This is a genomic window from Aeromonas veronii, assembly GCA_041319085.1.
Classification (GTDB): Bacteria; Pseudomonadota; Gammaproteobacteria; order Enterobacterales; family Aeromonadaceae; genus Aeromonas; species Aeromonas veronii_F.
In genome coordinates, this window is the sequence record CP101033.1 from 1,029,773 (window position 1) to 1,044,158 (window position 14,386).

The window sequence follows — 14,386 nt, forward strand, 5'->3', positions numbered from 1 at the left end:
GAATAATAAGCTGTGCTGCTGTAGCTTACTCTATCGATTCATTCATGCCGCATGATCAATAAAATGAAGTATTTAATACTAATACTGATGCCTTTGTTCGCATTTACTGCCATGGCTGAGATGGATGCCCAAGCCTTGAGACAGACCATTACGTCCCGGCTGGGGGTGCCCGTCTATCTGGTTGAACCGACCCCGATTGCAGGGTTGTATATGCTGGGCACCTCGCAGGGGGTGCTCTACAGCGATGCCAAAGGGGATTATGTGGTGCAGGGGGTCATGCTGGATATGACCCGTGACATGAAGAACCTGACCATCTCGGGTATGCGCGAGCAGCGCCGACTTGGCCTGGCGCAGGTGGCCCATGCCCCCGTTGTGCTCAAGGCCCGTGATGAACGTCACCGGGTGGCGCTGTTTCTCGGCGAGCAGGATGCCAAACGTCGTCAGCTCCCCAGTACCTTGCATCAACTACAGGCATCCGGGGTGAGCGTGGAACTCTATCCGGTGATTGGCCACGCTGAACGGGCCGCTGACTGGTGCAGTGATCCCCTGCTGCAAAATGATCCGTTAAAAGCCTATTTGCCTCAAACGGCATGTAGTGAGACCCTTATCCAAAATATTGGCCTGAGCCAATGGTTGGGGGTCAAGGTACTGCCGGCCTGGGTCTCCTCTGACGGGGATCTGGTGCGCGGGTATCAGAGCCCCGAACAGCTGCTCAAGATACTGGATAATATAGATGCCTCTGCACATTCGTCGCCGTCCGCGAGTTGATGATTCCCATCTGCCTGCCACTTTGCATCCCCTGCTTCGCCAAATCTTCGCCAGCCGTGGCGTAGACGATCCCGCCCTGCTGGAGCGCAGCGCCAGCCAGCTGTTGCCGCCCCAGCGTCTCTATGGCATGGAGCAGGCGGTGCCGCTGCTGGCGGAGGCTCTGACCGCCCAGAAACGGATCCTGATTGTCGGCGATTTCGACTGCGACGGGGCCACCAGTTCGGCCTTGTGCGTGCTGGCCTTGCGCGCCATGGGCGGTCGCCACATCGATTTTCTGGTGCCCAACCGCTTCGAGTTCGGCTACGGCCTCACTCCCGAGATCGTCGAGCTGGCGGTGGCCCGTGGCGCCGAGTTTCTGATCACGGTGGATAACGGCATCTCCAGCATCGCCGGGGTAGCGGCGGCCAAGGCGGCTGGCATGCAGGTACTGGTTACCGATCACCATTTGCCGGGTCAGGAGCTGCCTGACGCCGATGCGATAGTGAACCCGAACCAGCATGGCTGCGACTTCCCCTCCAAGTCGCTGGCCGGGGTGGGGGTGGCCTTCTATCTGATGGCGGCCCTCAACACCCATCTGCGCCAGCTTGGCTGGTATGAGCGGCAAGGGCTGCGCGCGCCCAATGTGGCGGATTACCTCGATCTGGTGGCCCTTGGCACGGTCGCCGACGTGGTGGCGCTCGATGGCAACAACCGCATTCTGGTCCATCAGGGGTTACAGCGGATCCGGGCTGGGCGCTGTCGCCCCGGCATTCAGGCGCTGGTGGATGTGTCGGGTCGCGATGGTCGCCGTCTGTGCGCCGCCGATCTCGGCTTTGCGCTGGGGCCGCGCCTCAACGCGGTGGGCCGGCTCGATGACATGTCCCTCGGGGTCGCCTGCCTGCTCTGCGATGACCTCAATTTGGCGCGCCAGCTCGCATCCGAAATGGACAGCCTCAACCAGGAGCGCAAGGAGATCGAGCAGGGGATGCAGCAGGAGGCGCTCGCCACTTTGGAGCAGATCCGTTTTCGTGACGGCGAGGTGCCGTCGGGCATAGTGCTGCACCGGGACGAGTGGCATCAGGGGGTGGTGGGGCTGGTGGCCTCCAAGGTGAAGGAGAAGTACTACCGCCCGGTCATCGCCTTTGCCGAGAGCAGCGAGACCGAGCTCAAGGGCTCCGGGCGCTCCATCCCCGGCGTGCACCTGCGCGATGCGCTGGAACTGCTCGATACCCGCCACCCCGGCCTGATGGGCAAGTTTGGCGGCCATGCCATGGCGGCCGGGCTGACCCTGCCCAAGGCCAATATCGAGGCCTTCGGTCGGGCCTTTGAGGCGGTCATCGGCGAGCTGGTGACGCCTGAGCTCTTGACCGGGGTGCTGCTCACCGATGGCGAGCTGCTGCCCGATGAGCTGAGTCTGGAGCTGGCGGAGCTTATTCGCGCCTCCGGCCCCTGGGGTCAGGCGTTCCCCGAGCCGCTGTTTGACGGCGAATTCGTGCTGGTGCAGCAGCGGCTGGTGGGGGAGAAGCACCTCAAGATGATGCTGACAACCGATTCCGGTCACGCGGTGGATGCCATCGCCTTTGGCGTCGATCTCAAGCGCTGGCCCGATGCCTCGGTCAAGCGGGTGCGGCTGGTCTATCGGCTCGATGTCAACGAGTGGCGCGGCAACCGCAGCGTGCAGTTGCTGGTGGAGCATCTGGAGGCGGCCGGTCTCTGAGCCGGTAGCATCGCTGCTTTATCACAGATAGCGCTGACAACGGCCACCCTCGGGTGGCCGTTTTTGTTGGCGGATCTCTGGAAAAGGGCGTTGACCTGTCTATAGCTTCACAGTTTAAGCTCGTCTCTATCGGGTCACCTGAGGGCCCGCACCGTGAGTGATTGCCATGAAAATATCCGAACTGGCCCGCCGCTGCGGCCTCGTCCGCTCCACCCTGCTCTATTACGAGAAGCAGGGGGTGATTGCCGGTACCCGGGCCGCCAATGGCTATCGCCACTATGACGAGGGGGATCTGCAGCGACTGCAGATGGTGCAGGCCCTGCAGGCGGGTGGTCTCAGCCTCAAGCAGTGCCTCGCCTGTCTGGCTGGCGAGATAGATCAGGCGGCATTGCAGGCCCGGGTCAGGGAGCTGGATGAGGAGCTGGCGCGGATGCAGCGCGCCCGGGATCTGTTGGCGGATCTGGCAGGGCTGCGTCCGCGCTCCGGTGAGGAATTCAAGGCCTGGCAGCTGCAACTGCAGCGCGAGGCACCGGAAGCCTACTTCACGTGGGTGATGAAACAGGGTTTTAGCGAGAAAGATCGCTACCACTTGCAATGGTTGAGCAAAGACATGAATGAACATGAGCATTACATCAAGGACTTTATCCAGCTGCTGGATGGCATGAGTTACTGGGGGCCGGGGGATCGCGCCTTCACTCAGCAGCAGTTTGCCGCCTTGCCAATCCGGCCGCGCCGGATCCTCGACATGGGCTGCGGGCGCGGTGCCTCGACCATGGCGCTGGCTCAGGTGACCGATGCCGCCATTGTGGCCATCGATCTGGAAGAGGAGGCGCTGGCCGCCGTGGCGCACTCCGCCCGTGCTGTGGGCTTTGAACATGTCTCCACCCTCTGCGCCAACATGGCGGCACTGCCGGACGATCTGGCCCCGGCCGACCTCATCTGGGCAGAGGGGAGCGCTTACGTGATGGGGGTTGCCAATGCACTGAAGGCGTGGCGTCCGCTGCTCGCGAGCCCACAGGCTTGCATCGTGCTGAGTGATGCGGTCTGGCTGACCGATAACCCGCCCGAGGAGGCGTTGGCATTCTGGCAGCAGGATTACCCCGCCATGCAGACGCTGGCGGGCCTGCTTGAGACGGTACAAGCGGCAGGCTACCGCTGCCTGTCACACACTCCCTTGCCGATGAGCGCCTGGAACAACTATTTGGACCCTATCGAGGTCAATCTGGTGCGCTATCGAGACGAGTTGGGGGAGAGTGCCGCCTGGCAGGACTTGAGCCGGGAAGTGGCCATCCACCGCCAATATCTGGGAAGTTACGGCTATGTGATCTGCTGCCTGCAAAAAGATGCGTGATAAGTTGTCGTAAAAAAAAACGAGGCGCCTGTGGGCGCCTCGTTGTTTATCAGGGATTGCGGATGGCCATTACAGCTCGCGGGCCCAGGGGTGAGCCTTGGGGCGCAGCGCCAGCGCCAGACCCAGCAGCAGCACGGTCAGACAGTAGAGGGGCCAGCTGCCAAAGCGCATGTAGGGGGTCTCGCCGTGGGCGGGACGTACCTCGCTGCGCAACACGCCCGCTTCAAACTGCGGGATCTGGCCGATGATGCTGCCGTCGATCTCGGTGACGATAGTGATGCCGGTGTTGGTGTCCCGCAGCAGCGGACGAGCCAGCTCCAGCGCGCGCATCCGGGCGATCTCCATATGCTGCCACGGACCGATGCTGGTGCCGAACCAGGCATCGTTGGAGACGGTCAGCAGGAAGTCGGTATCGGCATTGACGTTGCGGCGTACCTCCTCCGGGAAGATGATCTCGTAGCAGATGGCGGCGGCAAACTTGAGCCCTTTGGCGATCAGGTTGGGCTGCACCTCGTCACCCCGGCTGAACGAGGACATCGGCAGATTGAAGAAGGGGGCGATGGGGCGCAGCAGATCTTCAAACGGCACGAACTCGCCGATGGGTAGCAGGTGGTATTTGTTGTAGCGGTTGGAGTGGTTGTAGAAGTAGGACTCCTTGCCATCCGCATCCTGCACCCCCATGCCGAGCACGGTATTGTAGAAACGCTGTTGCTGCTCGTCGTAGTGGATGATCCCCGCCAGCAGGCCGGTATCGTTCACCTTCATCGCCTTGTCCAGATTCTCCAGATAGGGGCCCATCGCCTTCTCGATGGCCGGGATCGCCGACTCCGGCCAGATGATGATGTCGGCATCCTGATTCTCGCGGCTCAAGTCCTGATAGGTGCGCACCGTGGGGGCCAGCGCCTCCGGATCCCACTTGAGGGACTGGGCAATATTGCCCTGCACCAGTGCCACCTTGACCGGCTCGCCACGGGTGACCCAGTTGAGCTGCATCAGGCCGTGGGCCCCGGCCACCAGCAGGGCGGGCACCGCCAGCCAGAGCGGGGAGCGGGATTTCCACACCAGCCAGATGGCGGAGGCGGACAGCAACAGGGCGAGGGTGATGCCCTGCACCCCGAGGATGGGGGCGAAGCCCTTGAGCGGGCCATCGATCTGGCTGTAGCCAAACCAGAGCCAGGGGAAGCCGGTCATCACGGCGCCGCGCAGCCAGTCAGCGACCAACCACAGGGCCGGGAAGGCGAGCAGCCAGCGGCTCCAGTGACGGCCGCCAAAGAAGCGGGCAAAGACCCAGCAGGCCAGGGTCGGGTAGAGCGCCAGATAGGCGGAGAGCCCGGCCAGCAGCACGAAGGCGACCGGCAGCGGGATGCCGCCAAACTCGGTCATGCTGACGTGGATCCACCACAGCCCCGGCAAAAAGAGTCCCATGGCGTAGCCAAAACCGCGCCAGGCGGCCTGTTTCGGCGTGGCTTTGTCCAGCAGGGCGTAGAGGCCAAGCAGGGAGGGGATCACCAGCGGCCAGTAGCCGAAGGGGGAGAAGGCCAGCACGGCGATGGCACCAGAGGCCAATGCACTGAGGCTTAACAGAATTTTGGAAGTAACAGGGGATAATCTCACGGGCGATGGTGCTCGTCTTGGTGTGCAACTGGGGTCGAATGGCCGGTATCTTAACCTGTAAGCGGGGCAACGGCGAGCCTCGATGCCGGTGGCAGAGAGCACAACGCCCCGAGGTCGGGGCGTTGTTTCACACATCGAGCGGATTTGCTTATTGCGGCTCGGATTGCGCCGCCGCGTGGTGCTCGGGGATCTTCACCTGCAGCTGCTGCAGACGACGCCGGTCGGCATGCATCACCTTGAACAGGTAGCCGTCCAGCTCGATCTCCTCGCCCTTCTTGGGCAGGTGGCTGAAGGCGTGCATCACCAGACCGCCCACCGTATCCACCTCTTCATCGCTGAATTTGGTGCCGAAGAAGTCGTTGAAATCCTCGATCTCGGTCAGGGCGCTGATGGAGAAGACCCGCTTGCTGAGGCGGCGGATTTCGTCCGGCTCATCCTCGATGTCGTCAAACTCGTCGTCAATCTCGCCAACGATCAGTTCCAGTATGTCTTCGATGGTCACCAGACCGGAGACGCCACCAAATTCGTCGACCACGATGGCCATGTGGTAGCGCTCTTCACGGAACTCCTTGAGCAGACGGTCAACCCGTTTGCTTTCCGGCACGATCACCGTGGGGCGCAAGATTTTCTCGAGCTGCAGCGGCTCGCTGGCGTGATGGCCGCCAAACCCGAAGGGGAGCAGATCCTTGGCGAGCAGAATGCCCTCCACATGATCCTTGTCTTCGTTGATCACCGGGAAGCGGGAGTGACCGGACTCGATGATCACCGGCAGGATCTCGTCGATCGGCTGGGACTTCTCGATGGTCACCATCTGGGAGCGGGGGATCATGATATCGCGCACGCGAAGATCGGCGATCTCCAGCACCCCCTCGATCATGTCCTTGGTGTCCTGATCGATGAGGTCGCGCTCTTCGGCATCGGCTATCACGTCTACCAAATCATTGCGGTCTTTTGGCTCGCCCTGGAAGAGTTGGCTGAGTTTGTCGAGCCAGGTTTTCTTCGGCGAGCCGGTACTAGGGTGATCGTCGGTCATTTTTTCTCTTGGTTACTCGCTTAAACATACTTGAAATTGTTCGAATTATATAAGGATGGCCATCTGCTGTTTCAAGTCGATGACCGTCCTGCATTTTACTCTTCGTCGTTCAAATAAGGATCGGCAAAACCGAGCTCCTGCATGATGTCGCGCTCAAGTGCTTCCATCTCTTCGGCTTCCTCATCCTCGATATGGTCATAACCTAGCAGATGCAGACTGCCGTGCACAACCATGTGGGCCCAGTGGGCCATGAGGGGCTTGCCCTGCTCCTCGGCCTCGCGCTCTACCACCTGACGGCAGATCACCAGATCGCCGAGCAGCGGCAGCTCCAGACCAGGTGGCGCCTCGAACGGGAAGGAGAGCACGTTGGTGGGCTTGTCCTTGCCGCGATAGGTGAGGTTGAGCTCGTTGCTCTCCGCCTCGTCGACGATGCGCACCGTCACTTCTGCCTCCTGCTGGAAGCCGAGAATGGTGCCGTCGAGCCAGCCTTGCAACTGGGCTTCGGTGGGCAGGCCGTCAGTGCTGGCACTGGCCAGTTGCAGATCCAGGGTTACGCTCATTGCTCACTCTCTTTGCTGGCGTTTGTTTGGCCGGCCACCTTCTCGGCTGCCTGTTTAGCGTCGAACGCCTCATAGGCCTGCACGATGCGGGCCACCACCGGGTGGCGTACCACGTCTTTGGACTCGAAGAAGTTGAACGACAGACCATCGACCCCTGGCAGCACTTCCAGCGCGTGGCGCAGGCCGGATTTGGCGTTGCGCGGCAGGTCTACCTGGGTGATGTCGCCGGTGACCACCGCCTTGGAGTTGAAGCCGATGCGGGTCAGGAACATCTTCATCTGCTCGGTGGTGGTGTTCTGGGCCTCATCGAGAATGATAAAGGCGTCATTGAGGGTTCTTCCGCGCATATAGGCGAGCGGCGCCACCTCGATGATGTTGCGCTCCATCAGCTTCTCGACCCGCTCAAAGCCCAGCATCTCGAACAGGGCGTCGTAGAGCGGGCGCAGGTAAGGATCCACCTTCTGGGAGAGATCGCCCGGCAGGAAGCCCAGCTTCTCGCCCGCTTCCACCGCCGGGCGGGTCAGCAAAATGCGGCGAATTTCCTGACGTTCCAGCGCATCCACCGCCGCCGCGACCGCCAGATAGGTCTTGCCGGTACCGGCAGGGCCTATGCCGAAGCAGATATCGTGGCGTACGATATTGGCGATGTACTGGGCCTGATTGGGGCTGCGTGGCTTGATGAGACCTCGCTTGGTCTTGACCGTCACCTCCTTGCCATAGGGGATGCTCGGCGCCGGTTCGTCATCCTGCTCCAGCACCCGCGACTCCGAAATGGCCAGATGGACCATGTCGGGAGTGATGTCGGTCACCTTGCCACCCTTGAGGGGCTGGGTTTCCACATAGAGGTGTTTGAGGATGACGGCGGCGGCATCCAGCTGGGCCGGTTTGCCCACCAGCTGGAAGTGGCTGTCACGGTAGCTGATCTCGACGCCGAGGCGGCGCTCCAGCTGCTTGATATTGTCATCGAAGGGGCCGCACAGGCTGGCAAGGCGCTGATTGTCGGCGGGCTCCAGATGCAGATTCAGGGTCGAGATGTGTCGGCTCAAAATATCCTCGTCTCAAGGCGCTCCCCATCCGTCGGGCGAATGGGGAGGGGGAGATTAATGGGGAGTAAAGGCGGCCACGCCCAGCTCGTCTGGCACATTGTCGGGACGACGGGCCAGGATTTCGCTCGGGGCGGTGGCGATCCGCAGGTTCATCTCGCTCTCGCCGCGGATGAACTTGCCGCGCAGGGAGTTGGGACGCACCTCGGTGATCTCCACGTCGGCAAAGCCGCCAATCAGGGTATGGGCCCCTTCGAAGTTGACCACCCGGTTGTTTTCGGTGCGGCCACACAGCTGCATCGGATCGAGCTTGGAAGGCCCTTCCACCAGGATACGCTGGGTGGTGCCCAGCATGGCGCGGCCAATCTGCATCGCCTGGTTGTTGATGACGTGCTGCAGGCGGGCCAGCCGGGCTTTCTTCACTTCCATGTCGACATCGTCGGGCATGTCGGCAGCCGGAGTGCCCGGGCGCGGACTGAAGACGAAGCTGTAGCTCATGTCAAAGTTGATCTCTTCGATCAGCTTCATGGTGGCTTCGAAGTCTTCATCCGTCTCGTTCGGGAAACCCACGATGAAGTCGGAACTGATGGTGATGTCGGGACGGACGGCGCGCAGGCGACGGATCTTGGATTTGTACTCCAGGATGGTGTGCGGACGCTTCATCATGGTCAGGATGCGATCAGAGCCGCTCTGCACTGGCAGGTGCAGGAAGCTGACCACTTCCGGGGTGTCTTTGTAGACCTCGATGATGTCGTCGGTGAACTCGATCGGGTGGCTGGTGGTATAGCGAATGCGATCGATACCGTCGATGGCGGCCACCAGACGCAGCAGCTCGGCGAAGGTGCAGATGCCGTCATCAAAGGTCGGGCCGCGCCAGGCGTTGACGTTCTGACCTAGCAGGTTCACTTCGCGCACGCCCTGCTGCGCAAGCTGGGCGATTTCGTAGAGCACGTCGTCCAGCGGTCGGCTCACCTCTTCACCGCGGGTATAGGGCACCACGCAGTAAGTACAGTATTTGGAGCAGCCTTCCATGATGGAGACGAACGCGGTGGCCCCTTCGGCGCGCGGTTCGGGCAGGCTGTCGAATTTTTCGATCTCGGGGAAGGCGATATCAACCTGGGCACCACGGCCCTCTTGCACTTCCTTGATCATGGCGGGCAGGCGATGCAGGGTCTGCGGGCCGAACACGATATCCACATAGGGAGCGCGCTGGCGAATGGCATCGCCTTCCTGAGAAGCGACGCAGCCACCCACGCCGATCACCAGACCGGGCTTTTTGGCCTTGAGCTTTTTCCAGCGTCCCAGCTGGTGGAACACCTTCTCCTGCGCCTTTTCGCGGATGGAGCAGGTATTGAGCAGCAAGACATCTGCCTCTTCGGGCTCTTCGGTAAGGGTGTAGCCATTGCTGGCATCCAACAGGTCGGCCATTTTGGACGAGTCATACTCGTTCATCTGGCAACCCCAGGTTTTAATGTGAAGTTTCTTGCTCATTGCTTCTCTTGACTTGTTTTGAAATCGGCATGGTCAAAGGACCGCGCATTTTACTCCGCAATCTGGATACTGCCTAGCTAATATGCTGCTGGCCATGATGCTCACCCGATACCTGTTGCCAGCAAGATCAATAGGCTTTCCCCTTGATTTGACGCAGCAATTCCCCGTTTGCCTCACTGTTTATCCCGCGCCCTTGCGCTATCATGCAGCCATTCGGTTCACGTCCGGGCGCTGTCGCCGGACGCATCCTTTCAGGAATAAATGTATGGAACAGTGTGATATCGCCATCGTCGGCGCCGGCATGGTGGGCGCCGCCACCGCCTGTCTGCTGGCGGCTCAGGGCCTCTCGGTGCGGGTCATCGAGACCCAACTGCCAGCGCAATACGCGCCGGAGCAGCCGCTGGATCTGCGGGTCTCCGCCATCAGTCAGGCCTCGGTAGCGCTGCTGGAGCAGGCCGGTGCCTGGCACCATCTGCAGCAGATGCGGCTCTGCCCCTACCGCCGACTGGAGACCTGGGAGCTGGACGGCTTTGCCACCCGCTTCAACGCCGCCGACCTTGGCCTGCCCCAGCTCGGTTACATCATCGAGAACCGGCTGGTGCAGCTCGCCCTGCTCAAACGGATGGAAGATTTCCCCAATATCCAGACCCACACTCCGGCGGCGGTGACGAGCTTGCGTCAGAGTGCGGATGAAGCTGTGCTGACTCTGGACGACGGCACCGAGCTGGCGGCCCGCTGGGTGCTGGCCTGCGACGGCGCCGAATCCCATACCCGCAAGCTGGCCGGCATCGGCGTATCGCGCTTCGAGTACCGCCAGCACTGCATGCTGATCAATATCGACACCGACTTTGCGCAGGAAGATATCACCTGGCAGCAGTTCACCCCGAGCGGCCCGCGCGCCTTCTTGCCGCTGCCCGGCCAGCACGGCTCTCTGGTGTGGTATGACAGTCCGGCCCGCATCCGGGCGTTGGCTGCCATGAGCAACGAAGGGCTTGCCGCCGAAGTGCGCCGCCACTTCCCGAGTCGGCTCGGCGGGTTCACTGTCACCGGCAAGGGGAGCTTCCCGCTGGTACGCCGCCACGCTAACGACTACCACGCCGGTCGGGTGGTGCTGCTTGGTGATGCCGCCCACACCATCAACCCGCTGGCGGGGCAGGGGGTCAACCTCGGCTTCAAGGATGTGGCCTGCTGGGTCGACTTGCTGCAAGGGGCCGGTGCCGACTGGCATCACGCTGTGCTGGCCGAGCGTTACGAGCGGCGCCGTCGTCCCGACAACCTGCTGATGCAGTCGGGGATGGATCTCTTCTACGGGGTGTTCAGCAACGAGATTGGCCCCCTCAAGCTGGCCCGCAATCTGGCCCTCAATCTGGCGGATAAAGCTGGCCCCTTAAAGGAGATGGCGCTGCGCTATGCACTGGGGCTGGTTTGACAGGTAGAAACCAGATAGCACGGGCTGAATTCGCGAAGGAGCAAAGGTGATGAACAAGGCCCGCCAGTAACGCTTGGCAATGGCATGATCCCACATCAGCGGTCTCTCTGATCAATCGCAACGGCACTCGCCGCGACTCGGGTACTCGTATTGATGAAGGGTGATGAAAAATTCAGATCACGAAATAGGAAAGACGTTCAAAAAAATCCCCAGCCGATGCTGGGGATTTTGGTATGAGAGACAGGTCATCTGACCGGCATAGGATTATCTAGATAATCAATGCGTCATATTAGGACGATAGAAGGCGTTAACCTACGAGCCCCATTGCTTTTGGCAGCGCCATCGAAATGGCCGGTACATAGGTGACTAACATCAATATCAGCGCAATGACGGCAAAGAAGGGGAGCAGTGGCTTGATGACCCCCTCAATCTTTATTTGCCCTATCTTGCAGCCGGTAAAGAGGATCGGGCCGACGGGTGGCGTAATGGTGCCAAGGGAGAGGTTGAAGATCATCATGATGCCAAACTGCACCGGATCCATGCCGAACTGGGTGCAGATGGGCAGGAAGATAGGTGTGAAGATCAGCACTGCCGGGGTCGGATCCATGAAGGTGCCCACCAGCAGCAGTACCAGGTTCATGATCAGCAGGATGATCAGGAAGCTGTCGGTAAAGGAGAGCAGACCCGAGGCGATCACCGCCGGTATCTTGGTAAACGCCATCACCCAGGACATGATGGAAGAGGCGGCCAACATCAGGATCACGATGGCCGTCATCTTGGCCGTCGCCAGGAAGATGGCGGGCAGGTCGGCAGCCTTGATGTTCCGGTAGCAGATACCGAGCACGAGGGAGTAGACCACGGCAATGGCAGAGGCTTCGGTGGCCGTGAAGATGCCGCCCAGGATGCCGCCAATGACCACCACTATCATCATCAGGCTGGGGATTGCATCGAGCAGCAGCTTGAGATGTTGCCCTTTGAGGGAGTTTTTCTCCGCCACATAGCCACGACGCTTGGCGATGAAGCCTGCCACCAGCATGACCCCCAGTCCCCACAGGATGCCGGGGACGTATCCTCCCATGAACAGGGCGGTAATGGAGACGCTGCCGGCGACAGTGGCATAGACGATCAGAGAGTTGCTGGGAGGGATCAGCATGCCGGTCGGGGCTGAGGCGATGTTGACCGCGGCGCTGAAGGCGGGATCGTAGTTATCCTTCTTCTGGATCGGTGACATGATGCCGCCGATGGCCGCGGCAGAGGCGACGCCGGAGCCGCTGATGGAGCCAAACAGCATGTTGGCGACCACGTTGGTCTGGGCGAGGGGGCCAGGCAGGAAGTTACTGACGATCTTGGCGCAGTTGATCAGCCGGATGGCGATGCCGCCATTGTTCATCAGGTTGCCAGCCAGGATGAAGAAGGGGATAGCTAGTAGAGCGAAGGAGTCCAGGCCAACGAAGACCCGCTGGGCCGAGGTCAGGATGGCACCATCAAACGGCAGGATCATCGCCATCGCCAGGAAGGAGGAGAGTCCGATACTGATGCTGATGGGGGCACCGATGAACAGCAAGATAAACGCACCGATGAACATCACCAGCGCAACCGCAACCGCAATATCCATGGTTACACCTTTTGCTTGAAGGAGAATTGCTTGGCCAACCCGTACTGGTTGTACAGGCAGTAGAAGACAGCCAGCGCACCGCTGATGGGGATGGCGGCGTAGATGACCCCGATAGGGATTTGCAGTGCGGAGTCGAGTTGTCCCATCTGGCGATTCATGCCGATATAGCCGCCCACAGTCAGAACCAGCAGGGCAAAGGCCGTGGTGGCGAGCTCGCCGATCATTTCCATCAGGATGCGGACATTGTGTGGCATCCGATCGCGCATGAAAGTGATCGCCATGTGCTCGCGCAGACCGAAGACGTAGGCGCTCCCGATCAGGACCAGCCAGATGAACAGGTAGCGGGAGAGCACTTCGCTCACGGCACTGGGGCTGTTGAACAGATAACGGGTCACCACCTGATAGGTGACCAGCAGTGCCATCACCCCCACGAGGGCGATGCAAAAATAGGAGACAGCGAGATCCACTTTCTGTTTGATGTTGGTCAGGGTGGCGAAGAAGCCCTTCTGAACAGCAGGTTCACTCGATGCGGAAAAGGGAGTTGGTTGTTCAGCGGGTTTCATGATGGAACCTTATAAAAGGGGCTGCAATGGCAGCCCCAGACAATGAACGACATTAGTTGGCCAATGCTCGGATCTTGTTGAAAATATCTTTCTGTTCCGGGGAGGTCAGCAGGGCCTCCTGCAGCGGTTTGCAGCTAGCCTGGAAGGGAGCAATGTCCACTTCGGTAAACGTAGCCCCTTTGCTGGTGGCGGTTTGTTTGGCACTTTCCAGAGCCTGACCGAAGAGGTCAAACTCAGTCGAGGTGCTCTCCTTGGCCAACTTGCGGAAGGTAGCCTGATCCGCGGCATCCATCTTGTTCAGGAAGTTCTCGTTGACCACCAGCAGGTCGGCCACCATCACATGACGGGTATAGGAGAAGTGCGGAGCCACCTCGTACTGTTTCAGGTCAGCATACGTGATCTCGTTATTCTCGGCACCATCGAGTACCCCTTGCTGGATGGCTGAGTAGACCTCGCCCTGTCCCATGGGCACACCGGTTCCTCCCATGCAGCCCAGCATCTTGACCATGGTGTCGGACTGCATGACCCGGATCTTCTTCCCTTTCATGTCTCCGGGCACCTTGATGGGGGCTCCCTTGACATACATGCTGCGGGCACCGGCGGTATAGGCGGTCAACACTTCGAAGCCGTTGCCCTTGGTGGAGCTGAATAGCGCATCCAGGGTGCCGTCGGTGAACACTTTACGCTGGTGCTCGGGGCTGTCATAGATGTAGGGCATAGCCAGTACGGAGAAGTTCTTGTTGAAGTTCTCGACCAGGGGGTTGGCGACGACAGCCAGTTGGATGGCGCCGGATTGAACCAGCTCCAGCGCGGCACGTTGATCACCCAGCAGCTCGTTCGGATGGATCTCCAGCTTGTATTTCCCGCCGGTAGCCGCTTCCAGTTTCTGGCTGAAATCTTCAAGGGCCTTGTACTGGGGGTTTTTTTCGGACTGATTGAATGCTGTTTTCAAAATCACGGGACCAGCAGCCTTGCTGTCTTCACCACATCCAGTCAGAAACAGACCAGCGGCTACAACAGTGCCAATAAGAGACAACTTGGGCAAAGCATTTTTTGTACGCATGTGTAACCCCTCTATGGGTTGGTTATCTTGATGATGTACATGCTACTCGGATCCGCCACGATTTCAGTGATCAGATTCAATTAAATGAAACGTCGTTTTCATTTTATGAGTTTCGTATGTCATTTTTTATGACGATGTAATGTTGCAAGTTGTTACGAGT

General features: G+C 60.2%; 12 protein-coding genes. 4 read left to right on the plus strand and 8 right to left on the minus strand.

All coding sequences use genetic code 11. The annotated features are described in order from the left end of the window. The first annotated feature begins 120 nt into the window (after positions 1–120). The 3 genes from NMD14_05105 to NMD14_05115 all read left to right on the plus strand — a co-directional run bounded on the left by NMD14_05105 (position 121) and on the right by NMD14_05115 (position 3,815). Positions 121–768 carry a disulfide bond formation protein DsbC gene (locus tag NMD14_05105; GenBank protein ID XEI34713.1) on the plus strand — a complete coding sequence of 216 codons (648 nt, stop codon included), beginning with the start codon at positions 121–123 and terminating at the stop codon, positions 766–768. Next, positions 734–2,464 carry a single-stranded-DNA-specific exonuclease RecJ gene (gene recJ / locus NMD14_05110; protein ID XEI33804.1) on the plus strand — a complete coding sequence of 577 codons (1,731 nt, stop codon included), beginning with the start codon at positions 734–736 and terminating at the stop codon, positions 2,462–2,464. The genes NMD14_05105 and recJ overlap by 35 nt, the downstream gene beginning before the upstream one ends. 166 nt (positions 2,465–2,630) lie before the next feature. Further along, positions 2,631–3,815, plus strand: coding sequence for a MerR family transcriptional regulator (locus NMD14_05115; GenBank protein XEI33805.1), 1,185 nt, complete (start codon positions 2,631–2,633; stop codon positions 3,813–3,815). Positions 3,816–3,884: 69 nt separating this feature from the next. Here NMD14_05115 and lnt read toward each other — a convergent pair whose 3' ends face one another. The 5 genes from lnt to miaB form a co-directional block, all read right to left on the minus strand. Continuing rightward, a complete protein-coding gene (gene lnt, locus NMD14_05120; GenBank protein XEI33806.1) occupies positions 3,885–5,429 on the minus strand; it encodes an apolipoprotein N-acyltransferase in 1,545 nt (514 codons plus the stop codon). A 148-nt stretch (positions 5,430–5,577) separates the two neighbouring features. Next, positions 5,578–6,462, minus strand: a complete 885-nt coding sequence (gene corC / locus NMD14_05125; GenBank protein XEI33807.1) for a CNNM family magnesium/cobalt transport protein CorC — start codon at positions 6,460–6,462, stop codon at positions 5,578–5,580. A gap of 95 nt (positions 6,463–6,557) precedes the next feature. Further along, positions 6,558–7,022, minus strand: a complete 465-nt coding sequence (gene ybeY / locus NMD14_05130) for an rRNA maturation RNase YbeY (protein XEI33808.1) — start codon at positions 7,020–7,022, stop codon at positions 6,558–6,560. Then, positions 7,019–8,068, minus strand: coding sequence for a PhoH family protein (locus tag NMD14_05135; protein XEI33809.1), 1,050 nt, complete (start codon positions 8,066–8,068; stop codon positions 7,019–7,021). Before NMD14_05135 ends, ybeY begins: the two co-directional genes overlap by 4 nt. 54 nt (positions 8,069–8,122) lie before the next feature. After that, positions 8,123–9,556 carry a tRNA (N6-isopentenyl adenosine(37)-C2)-methylthiotransferase MiaB gene (gene miaB / locus NMD14_05140; protein ID XEI33810.1) on the minus strand — a complete coding sequence of 478 codons (1,434 nt, stop codon included), beginning with the start codon at positions 9,554–9,556 and terminating at the stop codon, positions 8,123–8,125. Positions 9,557–9,821: 265 nt separating this feature from the next. On the opposite strand from miaB, the gene NMD14_05145 reads away from it, so the two are divergent. Next, entirely contained in the window at positions 9,822–10,985 is a 1,164-nt protein-coding gene (locus NMD14_05145) for an FAD-dependent monooxygenase (GenBank protein ID XEI33811.1), read from the plus strand. Positions 10,986–11,292: 307 nt separating this feature from the next. On the opposite strand, the gene NMD14_05150 is transcribed toward NMD14_05145, so the two are convergent. Genes NMD14_05150 through NMD14_05160 form a run of 3 tightly spaced genes read right to left on the minus strand, consistent with a single transcriptional unit; the run spans position 11,293 to position 14,226 of the window. Beyond that, the gene (locus NMD14_05150) at positions 11,293–12,600 is read right to left on the minus strand and encodes a TRAP transporter large permease (protein XEI33812.1); all 1,308 of its coding nucleotides are present in this window, start codon (positions 12,598–12,600) and stop codon (positions 11,293–11,295) included. A 2-nt stretch (positions 12,601–12,602) separates the two neighbouring features. Beyond that, a complete protein-coding gene (locus NMD14_05155; GenBank protein ID XEI33813.1) occupies positions 12,603–13,163 on the minus strand; it encodes a TRAP transporter small permease in 561 nt (186 codons plus the stop codon). Positions 13,164–13,215: 52 nt separating this feature from the next. Next, a complete protein-coding gene (locus NMD14_05160) occupies positions 13,216–14,226 on the minus strand; it encodes a TRAP transporter substrate-binding protein (GenBank protein XEI33814.1) in 1,011 nt (336 codons plus the stop codon). Between the last annotated feature and the right edge of the window lie 160 nt (positions 14,227–14,386).

Bases quoted from the DNA above. Each gene is read 5' to 3' on its own strand.
- NMD14_05150 (XEI33812.1), bottom strand. From the start codon at position 12,600: ATGGATATTGCGGTTGCGGTTGCGCTGGTGATGTTCATCGGTGCGTTT.
- ybeY (XEI33808.1), bottom strand. From the start codon at position 7,022: ATGAGCGTAACCCTGGATCTGCAACTGGCCAGTGCCAGCACTGACGGC.
- miaB (XEI33810.1), bottom strand. From the start codon at position 9,556: ATGAGCAAGAAACTTCACATTAAAACCTGGGGTTGCCAGATGAACGAG.
- NMD14_05155 (XEI33813.1), bottom strand. From the start codon at position 13,163: ATGAAACCCGCTGAACAACCAACTCCCTTTTCCGCATCGAGTGAACCT.
- NMD14_05115 (XEI33805.1), top strand. From the start codon at position 2,631: ATGAAAATATCCGAACTGGCCCGCCGCTGCGGCCTCGTCCGCTCCACC.
- recJ (XEI33804.1), top strand. From the start codon at position 734: ATGCCTCTGCACATTCGTCGCCGTCCGCGAGTTGATGATTCCCATCTG.
- NMD14_05105 (XEI34713.1), top strand. From the start codon at position 121: ATGGATGCCCAAGCCTTGAGACAGACCATTACGTCCCGGCTGGGGGTG.
- corC (XEI33807.1), bottom strand. From the start codon at position 6,462: ATGACCGACGATCACCCTAGTACCGGCTCGCCGAAGAAAACCTGGCTC.
- NMD14_05160 (XEI33814.1), bottom strand. From the start codon at position 14,226: ATGCGTACAAAAAATGCTTTGCCCAAGTTGTCTCTTATTGGCACTGTT.
- NMD14_05145 (XEI33811.1), top strand. From the start codon at position 9,822: ATGGAACAGTGTGATATCGCCATCGTCGGCGCCGGCATGGTGGGCGCC.